Source organism: Proteus faecis, from assembly GCF_030286765.1.
Classification (GTDB): Bacteria; Pseudomonadota; Gammaproteobacteria; order Enterobacterales; family Enterobacteriaceae; genus Proteus; species Proteus faecis.
Genome location: NZ_JASVWV010000006.1, coordinates 185634 through 197501, shown reverse-complemented (window position 1 = coordinate 197501; position 11868 = coordinate 185634). Strand labels below are relative to the sequence as shown.

Genomic DNA, 11868 nt, shown 5'->3' with positions numbered 1-11868 from the left:
CGTCTCCTAAGAATTAATACATTGGACTAAGTTGTAAAGGAGGCTCATTTAGTTGCTCCACTTGTCCCTTGAATAAGGCTAATTGTTTAAACCAAAAATCTTCTTCTTGAAACCAAACAAAAGCGCGAGGAAAAGCAGGATCATTCCAGCGTTTTAATACCCACGCGAGATAATGCACCATTCTCATTGCTCTTAATGGTTCAATTAATGACAATTCACGTAAATCAAAATCTTGGTATTCATAATAAGACTCAAGGATCGTATCTAATTGTATAACCTGCTCTTGCCGTGAGCCGTTTAATAACATCCAAAAATCTTGTACTGCAGGTCCCATTCGGGAATCATCAAAATCAACCATTACAACTTCATCACGCCACAATATATTACCGGGATGGCAATCACCATGTAGCCGTAACATTTGCCATGCAGAGTCCCCTATTTTAGGACGTACATCATGAATAAGTTTATCTATAACCTCTATAAATTGAGGTTTCAGGTTATTAGGAATTAACGCACTACTTTCAAATTCTAATTTTGGCGCTATCAGATATTCTGCTGTAGAAACTGTCGGTCGATATTCATAACTCTTTTTTCGGCCTATTTGATGAATGCACCCTAATGTGCGTCCAACTTCTTCTAACTGAAATAAATTATCAGTTTCATATGCTCTTCCCCCTATACTAGGGAATATTGCAAAATAAAAGCCACCATCAGAAAGATGAACTGTTTCACTATTAATCATTAAAGGAGCAGCAACAGATACCTCAGCCTCCTTTAATGCTAAAACAAACTCATGTTCTTCTTTTATTTGTTCATACGACCAGCGTTGGGGGCGATAAAATTTCACCACATAACGTTGTCGATGCTCATCTATAAATTGAAAAACACGATTTTCATAGCTATTTAATTCTGTTAACCCTGACTCAGGATAAAAACCAATTTTAACTAACGCGTCCCAAATGTTGTCAGGTGTCAGTCCCTGAAAATTAAATGAGGCAGACATTTCCATTTTCTATCCTGAATTTAATCTTTAATCACACCACGAGCACGTAAAATGGCGGTTTTAAAATCTTCTTCGTAATCTTTTTTCAGTCCTGGGATCACATCTGTCGGCGCTGAACCGCGCATTTTCAGATGGTAAATCAAAATATCATCAGTCAGATCAGATAATTGACCTTTAAAACCCGCTTCATCAGCCAGTTTCTGCAATAATTGAATTAAGTTTAAATCAGAATTTTCTTCCCAAACTGGGTGCAGTAATTCCATAACTTCATTAAGACGGTGACATTTCATACAAAAAATCCTTATTATTAATTACAACAACAAAGTACCAATTATTATCCGATAGAAAAAGGAAACCTCTGTCAATATGCGTAAATATTACGCTTTTTTGATAAAAATTGCTGTCGCTTTACATGAAATCTCATGATGTCGATATTTTTTATTAGTATATCGTCTTTATTTGATAAAAATCGTTCGGAAATTTTAGCCAATTTATTCACAAATATTGAATATGAAAATGAAGAATATTACAGGTGGTATACTTGCAGGTGGTCAAGCGACACGAATGGGTGGAGCTGATAAAGGGCTTCAAATTCTACATGGACAGCCTTTATACCGCCATATAGCCCAAAAACTAGCACCTCAAGTTGATAGCATATTGATTAGTGCTAACCGCAATTTAGAACAATATCGCCAAAGCCAATATCCTGTTATTACAGATGAAATAGAAGGATTTTCAGGGCCTTTAGCTGGCATGCTCACATTATTAAAGCAAGCCCCAACACCTTGGGTTGCCTTTGTACCTTGCGATGTTCCCTATTTCCCTCTTAATTTAGTTGAAAAACTCTATGAGCAAAGAGGCGAAGCATTAGCCGTTTATGTTGATGATGGTGAAAGAGAACATCCTACCTTAGCCCTGCTAAATCGTCGTATTATTCCTATGCTAGAAGCTTATTTAGCACAAGGTGATCGAAAATTAATGTTATTTATGAAGCAAATAAATGCACACCCAGTTTTATTCGCGGATCAAGCAAGTGCTTTTATTAATTTAAATACCCCTGACGATATTGAAAAAGCCAATAAATTAAAAAAATAGGAATGAAAAATATGGCACAAGTTGATCTACCCCTTTTAGGGATCACGGCATGGAGTGGAACCGGTAAAACAACACTACTAAAACAACTTATTCCACAATTACGCAAAAGAGAAATTCGTGTAGGCATGATCAAACACACTCATCATGATATGGATGTGGATAAGCCTGGTAAAGACAGCTATGAACTAAGAAAAGCTGGAGCAGATCAGACATTAGTCGCAAGCCAACAACGCTGGGCATTAATGACAGAAACACCAGAACTACCAGAATTAGATTTGTATTATCTCGCATCTCGTTTTGATGCAAGTAAGCTAGATTTAATCTTAGTTGAAGGATTTAAAGGCGAAACCATTCCTAAAATTGTACTTTATCGCCATATCAACGAGCGTGATTTTAATGATTTACTTGATGAGCATGTTATTGCCGTCGCCAGTGATTGTGATTTAAGTGTGGATTTTCCACTACTAGATATCAATGCACCCGAGGCTATTGCTGAATTTATTGCAGATTGGCTGAAACAGACGAAATAAAAATCGCAAATAATAAAGCGCCCTATAAAGGCGCTTATTATCAATTATATAGAATAAATTAAGCAAAAATAATGGCTTGATAAGGTTGAAGGATAAGATCACCTTGTGCATTTTCCACTATTGGACTGTTATGCAAATAGATATCCTTAGCTTTAATGGTTAGTGCTTTTTCTTCACCACTAAAATTACAATAAATATTGATTGAGTTACCTTTATAAGTACGCTTAAAAGCAATCACATTTTCTGGTGCATCTAATGGAAAAAACTCACCATAAATCAAAATATCACTGATCTCTGAATGACGTCTTAATGCGATCAATTGCTGGTAATAAGCGAAAAGAGAGTGATTATCTTGTGTTTCTCTCTGTGCATTAATATCGACATAGTTAGGATTAACTTTTAACCATGGTTTAGCTGTACTGAAGCCACTATTTAATTCACTATTCCATTGGAAAGGTGTTCTTGAATTATCACGGCTACGGTGATTAAAGTATTCAATGATTTGCTTATCGCTATAACCTAATTTATTACCCCATTCATACAATTTAAAAACATGTAAATCATCATGTTCTTCTAATGTCATAGGACAATTTGTCATACCGATTTCTTGCCCTTGATAAATAAAAGGCGTTCCTCGTTGAGTTAATAAAAATGTCGCTAACATTTTGGCACTAATAGGATTAATGTCTCCTTTAGGGAGGAATTTATTTAATGAACGAGGTTGATCATGATTTTCTAAATAAGGTGCTCCCCAGCCTACTCGTTGAGTATCTAATTGGCTTTTAATAAATACAGGTTTCAATCTTTCACCTGTAATTGGATTAATAGTGAATGGCTTTTCATTGCGAATATCTAAGTCAGCAATACTAAAATCAAATACCATGGAAAAATAACCATTCTCACCAACATAAGCACGTAAATCTTTCTCAGGCACATCAATTTCTGCAACCGTCATACTATTTGCAGGCTTAAACGTGTTCTCAGCTAATTCAGTTAAGAACTTATCAATACCTGGTTGATTTAAAACCCAAGGCACTAAAGATGCAGAACCATCATCTTTATCAGGTTCAAATTGATATTCAGATAAAGCTTCAGGGGATTTTTTTAAATTACCAATCGCATCAATGCGAAATCCTGCGACACCTTTTTTGATCCAGACGTTTATCATGTCGATAATATCTTTACGTAATTGTGGGTTTTCCCAATTTAAGTCAGGTTGTTCCGGACCAAATGAATTAAAGTACCAGCGATTAGTTTTTCCAACACGACTCCAAACAGAGCAATCAAAATAAGTGCGTAAATTATTAGGAGGAGTCGGCTTATCCCATTGTTTAAAAATATAATAATCGTTATATGGACTATTAGGATCTTCAATTGCCGATTTAAACCATGGGTGCTCATCAGAAGTGTGATTTAATACTAAATCTAATAAAATTTTAATATCACGTTTTTTAGCTTCGCTAATCAGTTTATCTAACGCATTATTATCACCAAAGATAGGATCGACAACAGAATAATCAGCAATATCATAACCATTATCTTTCATTGGCGATTTAAAAATAGGGCATAGCCAAATAACATTTGTACCGAGTGACTGAATATAATCTAACTTCTCTGTGATCCCCGCTAAATCTCCAACACCATCCCCGTTACTATCATAATAACTCTTAGGATAAATTTGATAGACCACTGCTTCTTTCCACCAAGTATTAGACATATTCACCTCACCAAGGTAATTAGCATATATGGAACTGTTCCATATTTAATATAAGATACTATAAGCACTAAAAAGGAGGGTAAGGTAATTAACATACTAAAATGTGAAATAGCTCATACTAAAAAAACACAATTACCTCAATAAAGATGGGTTTGTCATAATCATATTAAGATATATTAGGACATCAACGAATTAAAAGGAGCAACAGCATATTCAATGGCCGGGATCCGTGATGTCGCAAAAAAAGCCAATGTCGCAGCAAGTACTGTTTCCAGAGCATTAAATAACAGTGGTTATGTGTCTCAAGCTGCACGAGAAAAAATAAAAAAAGCGGTAGAGGAATTAGATTATATTCCTGATACTTGGCTAAGAAATTTATATCAACAAAAAAGTGCCGTTGTTGGTGTCATTATTAATAGCCTTGAATACCCTTATTTTGCGACAGTGACACGTTTTATTGAAAATAAACTCGCTGAACATGGCTATAGCATGATGTTATGTGCAACCCAAAATAGCAAAGTACGTGAGCGTATATTTTTTGATATGCTTAAACGTGGTCAGATCGACGGTATTATTGCAGAATATCTATTATTGGATGATAGTGAATATCAGCATATTCAAAGACCCGTGGTAACACTAGATCGTCATCTTCGTGATATTCCATTAGTTTGTTCTGATCACCACACTGGTGGTCGATTAGCAGCAGAACACCTTATTCAAAAAGGTTGCCAAAAAATCCTCTATATTGAAGATAACTCAAGTTATTTATCATCAACCCCTTCATATCAAAGCTGTTTAGCCTTTAAAGAAACGCTTATTCAGGCAGGTATTAAACCTATTCCTTGCAAAGTAAATTGGAAAGAAGAAGAGAAAGACTATTTTCACTCTTTCGCAACAAAAATACTTTCTTTGCATTCAGATATCGATGCTATTTTTGCTGCTGATATTCCTGCCATGGCATTATTTAATGAAGCAACAAGGCGAAATATTGCCATTCCAGAACAATTAAAAATTGTTGCTTATGATGGCAGCCCTTGGTTAAACCAAACACTGCGCCAATTAACTTGTATTGAACAACCCTTTGAAAAGCTAGCTGAAAAAAGCGTAGAAGTGATTAGTACATTAATTGAGAATAAAGAAATAACAGATAATGTCTCTGTTATTCCAGTGAAGTTTATTCAAGGTGAAAGTAGCTAAAATATAGATTAGATTGCTATCGCCGTGTTGGTACAAAGTGGATAAGTTTCAAGATGAGTATAACCATCATAAACAGCAGTACGATAACGAAGTGCTTCTTTGGTTGCGGGATCAGCGCCGACTTGATAATCAATAGACTGAAAAAACTGAATACTTGTTACAATGTTTTCAATACGTGAAGAGTCTTTTGCTTCCAATATTGGAAGGATATTTATCAATAATTCCTGATCAGGAATTAACTCTCCTACTGTTTTTAATTCAGCAATTGCTGAGCGCACATTGATGCACGCTTTCAATATTTCACGTGTTTCAATAAGTTCCAGATCTGCTGGTAATAGTGGTAGATCATTATAGGGTGTTTTAGGAGACCAGCTCATATGTTTATAAAAACGCATTTTATCGACATATCGCCATAACATATCGATACCATAAAAAAACGCCAAAGAAAGTCCCCCTTCTCTAGCGTTTTAATCGATTATGTTTTACGTCGAAATTGAGTAAAAGCTATCGTTCTTATTTTGCAGGACGAACCGCAATCACTTCAATTTCTACACGCCATGCTGGATTTGCCAGTTTAGCGATTTGGAAAGTTGAACGTGCTGGCAGTTGGTCAGTTTTCGAAGCATCAAAGTACTTAGAATAACCATCCATAAAGCCTTTAAAGTCCATCTCACCTTTAGTTTCTTCACCACCAACTAGGAAGACTTGCATTTTAACAACGTCTTTCATGTCTAGGCCAAGTTCATTTAAGTGAGTTTTGATTTGTTCTAATACACTGATCGTTTGTTCTTCAGTGTTACCATAAGATGCTAATACACCTTCTGGTGCATCTGCTGATTTCTTAGCAGGTACTTTACCGCTTAAGAATACAAGATTGTTACCTGCACTCACTTCAACAGATTCTGAAATAGGCATACCATTTAATTTATGGTGCACAACACCCTCCGCATTCGCGCTTGCTACACCAAAGATAAAAGGCAGGGCAACAAGTAGATTTTTATAACGCATGAAAACTCCTTAACATGTTTAATTTACAGTAAAACAAGGGGTTATTTACTTCTTAAAGCGATCCATACTAAATGGTGTTGGATCAATAACTGGTTTTTTGCCCGTTACGATATCAGCAGTCACTTCACCTGCTGCAGGGCCTTCGGTCATACCCCATACCGTCGCCGTATTAATGACTAGACCAGGGTATTCTTTAACCTCAGAAATAATTGGTAACTCATCGAAGGTTGGGCTAACAACAGCACCCCAACGTTCAACAACTTGTGATTTTTCAAATACTGGGAATTCAGCTTTCATTCTTTGGAATACCGCATCTAAGTGCTCAGTATTTTGTGTTGCTGTTGCAATGCGATATTGTTCAAACGGTGTTTTTTCATCTAATTTCCAAGATGTTGGCATCTTGAATGAATTAAACAAGTCTTCACCGATAGAGAATTCTAATGGTAGCTCACCACCACCTAATAAGTGCATGAACTTAGGCCCCAATAAGAAGCTATCTTTCACAATAGAGCTGGTGAAAATACGCGGTGCGACAGCATAAGTGCCATCGGCTTGTTCACGGAAGTGAATACCATTTGGTAGATGCACGTTACCACGAGGTGCGCCAGGAACACCTGATACACGTTGTTGTGATAAGTAAACATTCAGCGTTGGAATATCAATGCCCATGTTACCCATAAATAAACGTGACCAAATACCACCAGCAAGAACAACGTGAGATGTTCTAATCGCGCCTTTTTCTGTTACAACATCAGAAATTTTACCACCAGCAGTTTCAATGCCTCTTACCGCGCAGTTGGTATAGATTTTTACGCCAATTTGTTTAGCGTAGCGTGCTAATGCAGGTGTTCCTGTTTCGGGATCAACAGAACCTGAGTCTTCTTCAAAAGCAGCAACAGTCCATGGTGTTTGAGCACCAACAAGACGGTTTGATAACTCTTCACCTTTAATAATGCGAGTATTTAATGGTGTATCAAATCCTGCTGTTTCTTTTGCTGTTTTGATCCACGCTTGAGCTTTATCAAATGCTTTTTCATCGGCAAGCGCTTCTACACGACCTTGTGTACGATAACTAGTATCAGCACCAATTTTCTCATTCATTCCGCGCCATAAGATTTTCCCGTAATGGTGCAATGGGAAAATTTCTGGTGATGTTTGATAACTAATAATTTGGCTGTATGCACGGCCAGATTGTTCACCACCAATCTCGCCTTTTTCTAAAATAGTGACACTCATGCCACGTTCTGCAAGGTTGATAGCAGTCATGATACCTTGAATACCACCACCAATAATCACTGCATCAGACTCTTTAGGCAGCGCACCCTCTGTACCTTCGACAAATGATGCTCTAGATTTAGCTTCAACGAATTTGCCATCACGGCGCACCATTGGAACTAATGCAGCACCACCGGCTAAAACACCCGCAGCACCAACACCTAAAAGCAGCTTTCTCCTTGAAATTTTCATCTTCTACCTCAGTAATGGATTTACCATTTATATTTATAATGTTATTCATTTATTGCCTTAAAATTGAATAATACCATAGTTCATTATATTGTTAATAATTATAATTACTTGTTAATCATTTCTTAGAATAACAATATCCATAGATACAATATGGTTACTTCAATCGTTTTTTTTCATAGAAATTCATCACTTAATGAGATAACAATGAGAGTTTTACATTTGTTATTTATTGATAAATAAGGAAATAATGAGAATAGAATAAGTTTTAAATAGAAAAAGTAATTGTTTAAATAATTAACATTTTGATACAAATAACAAGGAGAGACTGTAAAAAATTATTTACAAAACCAGCAAAATCGATAGCACAATTACATAAATAAAAAGATGATCCCAACCCTGTAATAACCTTTTTTTTACAAAATAAGTAATTTCACTTAATAACTGGTTTATTGGTCAGTAAGTAGACGAATATGCTTTTTGGTAAACACATAGAAAAGAGGATGTTTGAGTTCGAAATAGAGTTGGGTTAAGTCAAAATTTTCAATAAAAAAGCCAGAGCATAAACTCTAGCTTTTGCATATTAATACCAAAGTAAGCTGTATTACATGCTTATCTCATCGTAACAAATTCTTCTGCAGCCGTTGGGTGGATTGCCACAGTATCATCAAAGTCTTTTTTCGTGGCACCCATTTTCAGAGCCACAGCAAAACCTTGTAGCATTTCATCCATACCAAATCCAATACCATGAATACCAACAATTTTTTCATCGGCACCAACACAAACTAACTTCATACGACATGGTTGACGATGACGAGTCACAGCACTATACATGGCGGTGAAAGACGATTTATACACTTTAACTTGATCAGCACCATATTGCTCAATCGCTTGAGGCTCTGTTAAACCAACAGTACCAATCGCAGGATGACTAAATACAACTGTTGGAATATTTGAATAGTCTAAATGTTCGTTAGGTTTGTTGTTAAATAAACGCTCGGATAACCGACGCCCAGCAGCAACAGCAACGGGCGTTAATTCAACCGCACCAGTATTATCGCCGACAGCATAAATCCCTTTTACATTGGTATTTTGGAATTTATCGACTTTGATATAACCTTTTTCATTTAACTCAACACCCGTTACTGCCAGATTCAAGTTATCTGTTGCAGGCTCACGACCAATTGCCCAGATTAAAGTATCAACAATCTGCTCTGTACCGTTTTCCAGTTGTAGCGTTAAACTTCCATCTGCATTTTTAATCACAGCTTTAGGAATGGCATGTGTATGTAACTTAGGCCCTTCGGTTTCCATCACTTCTAACAGTGTTTCAACAATTAATGGGTCAAAATTACGCAGTGGTGCATGTTTACGCACAAATAAATGAGTTTCACTACCTAAAGCATTTAATACACCAGCAAGTTCAACAGCGATATAACCCGCACCAACAACAGCAACGCGTTTTGGTAAGGCCTTTAATTCAAAGAAACCATCAGAATTAATACCATACTCAGCACCTGGAATATTAGGTTGAACAGGACGGCCTCCTGTTGCGATCAGAATATTATCAGCCGTGATCTTTTCACCATTGACTTCAATAGTGTTGGCATCAACAAAACGAGCAAACCCTTGGATAACATCAACTTTGTTATTACCTAAAACACGGTCATAAGATTGATGAATACGGTCAATATAAGCCGAACGGCTACTGATGAGTGTATCCCAATCAAAGCGGTTCACCGTAGTGTCAAAACCATAATCAGGACCGTATTGATGAATAGCTTCAGCAATTTGCGCCGCATGCCACATCACTTTTTTAGGTACACAGCCCACGTTAACACAAGTGCCACCTAATGCTTTCGCTTCAATTAATGCACATTTTTGTCCATACATTGCTGCTCTATTAATTGACGCGATACCGCCACTACCGCCACCGATGGCGATGTAATCGTAATGTTTGCTCGTCATTTCTCTGATCCATTTATCTGTAGAAAAATAGGTAACTCACAGGCTAAGTCTTTCATATCATGATATCTATTATGACAAAATTTAAAACATAGCTCGTCAGATTTTAGCTTTTACAGTAATAGGCAAAAACAATAATAAAGATGCTTATTCTGGTACAACCCACTCAACTAATGTATGTCCAATACCCTCAGGAACTAAGGTTTTATGTAACCAAGGGAGTATTGATTTCATTTGTGATTCTAATTTCCAAGGCGGATTAATCACAATCATGCCTGATGCCGTCATCCCGAGTTGATCACTATCAGGTTTCACGGCTAATTCAATTTGTAAAATTTTACGGATCCCTGTTGCTTCAAGCTCTTTTAACATGCGTTTGATTTGCTGACGATGAACAACAGGATACCAAATCGCATAAGTTCCAGTTGCAAAGCGCTTATGACCTTCAACAACACCTTTAACAACAGCAGAATAGTCTTGTTTAAGTTCATAAGGTGGATCAATTAATGCGAATCCACGCCGACTTGGCGGAGGTAACTTAGATTTTAATTGGCCAAAACCATCTTCACGAGAAACTCTAACTCGCTCATCACGAGAAAATTCTGTACGTAATAAAGGAAAATCTGTTGGATGTAATTCTGTTAGCATTAAAGAATCTTGTTCTCTTAGTAATTTACCCGCTAACAGAGGTGATCCTGGATAATAACGCAGTTCCCCATTTGCGTTTAATTCTCCAACCGCTTCAAGGTAAGGCAAAATAAGCTCTGGCACTTCTTCTTGCTGCCATAAACGCGCAATCCCTTCTAAATATTCACCGGTGCGAGTCGCATGAGCATTGGTTAATTGATAACGTCCAGCGCCAGCATGAGTATCAAGATAAAGGAAAGGTTTCTCTTTCTCTTTTAAAGACTCAATGATGAGTGTTTGAACAATATGTTTTAAAACATCGGCGTGGTTGCCAGCATGGAAACTATGGCGATAGCTCAGCATTCTTTATCTTCCGTTAGAAATAAGTATAGCTTAGTAATTAATTTACTCTGAAATAGTGATTGAACTCAGTGTATCAGAAAAAGCCGAACTTCTTCATTGAAAGCGAAAGAAACGTTGTGTCTTAGTCCCCAGCCGTTATGATAAGTCCATATTTCACTTAAGTTTAAATAGGATAGAAAAATGAAAAAATTACTTTTTACTGCCATAACCTTAAGCTTATTCGCAAGCCATGCGTATGCAGATAGATCAATCAATGGCTGTGATATAAAAAAACAGAATATCCAAAAACAAATTGAGTATGCAAAAGCACATGGTAATCAATATCGTATTCAAGGCTTAGAACGAGCATTACAAAATGTTGAACGCTATTGCACACCAGAAAAAGTGGTTGAAAACACCCGCCTTGAATTACGTGAAAAACAACTTGATGTTAAAGAGCGTGAGCTCGAATTAAAAGAAGCACAACTTAAGGGTGATGCAGATAAAATTGCTAAACAAGAAAGAAAGCTAGCTGAAGAAAAAGCAGATTTAAAGGCCATTGAAGAAGAATTAAATCTACTGACAAAGTAATTATCATCAGTAATTAATGTCTACTCCTTATTTGACGCTGAAACGCAGAATAAAACAATAAGTGAGTAGCCATTCTCTTATTAAACCAAACTTAATAGCAAAATTGCTGTATTGGTTTTCTATCTTTTATTAAGTACAAGATTACCTACACCTTTTGGTAGAGCATCATCTACACTTAAGCCAGAACAAACAAATACATCACCTAAAATAGTGGCTAATGACAAGAAGCATAAGGTGTGTAATAGAAATTAAGCTATGATATTTTTGAGTGAAAACTATAGTAGTGACACTCAGTTATTAAAAATGGACAGATCTAATTAAAGAGGATA

11 protein-coding genes and 1 pseudogene are annotated in these 11868 nt (G+C 36.5%); 4 read left to right on the top strand and 8 right to left on the bottom strand.

Annotated elements, in window-relative coordinates:
- Positions 1-13: 13 nt before the first annotated feature.
- On the bottom strand, positions 14-1009 hold the full coding sequence (locus QSH13_RS10330; RefSeq protein ID WP_109395869.1) for a serine/threonine protein kinase: 996 nt from the start codon (positions 1007-1009) through the stop codon (positions 14-16).
- 14 nt (positions 1010-1023) lie between these two features.
- Entirely contained in the window at positions 1024-1293 is a 270-nt protein-coding gene (locus QSH13_RS10325; protein WP_023583277.1) for a YihD family protein, read from the bottom strand.
- A 220-nt stretch (positions 1294-1513) separates the two neighbouring features.
- Here QSH13_RS10325 and mobA point away from each other — a divergent pair, with 220 nt between their 5' ends.
- Both mobA and mobB read left to right on the top strand, forming a co-directional pair.
- Positions 1514-2098, top strand: coding sequence for a molybdenum cofactor guanylyltransferase MobA (gene mobA, locus QSH13_RS10320; RefSeq protein ID WP_109395870.1), 585 nt, complete (start codon positions 1514-1516; stop codon positions 2096-2098).
- Positions 2099-2109: 11 nt separating this feature from the next.
- Entirely contained in the window at positions 2110-2628 is a 519-nt protein-coding gene (mobB, locus tag QSH13_RS10315) for a molybdopterin-guanine dinucleotide biosynthesis protein MobB (RefSeq protein ID WP_286039080.1), read from the top strand.
- A 58-nt stretch (positions 2629-2686) separates the two neighbouring features.
- On the opposite strand, the gene QSH13_RS10310 is transcribed toward mobB, so the two are convergent.
- Positions 2687-4345, bottom strand: coding sequence for an alpha-glucosidase (locus QSH13_RS10310; protein ID WP_109395872.1), 1659 nt, complete (start codon positions 4343-4345; stop codon positions 2687-2689).
- A gap of 216 nt (positions 4346-4561) precedes the next feature.
- Here QSH13_RS10310 and QSH13_RS10305 point away from each other — a divergent pair, with 216 nt between their 5' ends.
- The gene (locus QSH13_RS10305; protein ID WP_109395873.1) at positions 4562-5542 is read left to right on the top strand and encodes a LacI family DNA-binding transcriptional regulator; all 981 of its coding nucleotides are present in this window, start codon (positions 4562-4564) and stop codon (positions 5540-5542) included.
- An 11-nt stretch (positions 5543-5553) separates the two neighbouring features.
- Here QSH13_RS10305 and QSH13_RS10300 read toward each other — a convergent pair.
- From QSH13_RS10300 to QSH13_RS10280, 5 genes and pseudogenes are all read right to left on the bottom strand, one after another.
- Positions 5554-5919 (bottom strand): annotated as a pseudogene (locus QSH13_RS10300) (Fic/DOC family N-terminal domain-containing protein); the annotation flags it as partial.
- A 136-nt stretch (positions 5920-6055) separates the two neighbouring features.
- The gene (locus tag QSH13_RS10295; protein ID WP_109395874.1) at positions 6056-6550 is read right to left on the bottom strand and encodes a RidA family protein; all 495 of its coding nucleotides are present in this window, start codon (positions 6548-6550) and stop codon (positions 6056-6058) included.
- 45 nt (positions 6551-6595) lie between these two features.
- Positions 6596-8017: an NAD(P)/FAD-dependent oxidoreductase gene (locus QSH13_RS10290; RefSeq protein WP_006534641.1), complete on the bottom strand. Its 1422-nt coding sequence runs from the start codon at positions 8015-8017 to the stop codon at positions 6596-6598.
- Positions 8018-8626: 609 nt separating this feature from the next.
- On the bottom strand, positions 8627-9982 hold the full coding sequence (gorA, locus tag QSH13_RS10285) for a glutathione-disulfide reductase (protein WP_072064809.1): 1356 nt from the start codon (positions 9980-9982) through the stop codon (positions 8627-8629).
- 144 nt (positions 9983-10126) lie between these two features.
- A complete protein-coding gene (locus QSH13_RS10280; protein ID WP_109395875.1) occupies positions 10127-10969 on the bottom strand; it encodes a 23S rRNA (adenine(2030)-N(6))-methyltransferase RlmJ in 843 nt (280 codons plus the stop codon).
- 180 nt (positions 10970-11149) lie between these two features.
- Here QSH13_RS10280 and QSH13_RS10275 point away from each other — a divergent pair, with 180 nt between their 5' ends.
- A complete protein-coding gene (locus QSH13_RS10275; protein ID WP_109395876.1) occupies positions 11150-11539 on the top strand; it encodes a DUF1090 domain-containing protein in 390 nt (129 codons plus the stop codon).
- The last annotated feature ends 329 nt before the right edge of the window (positions 11540-11868 follow it).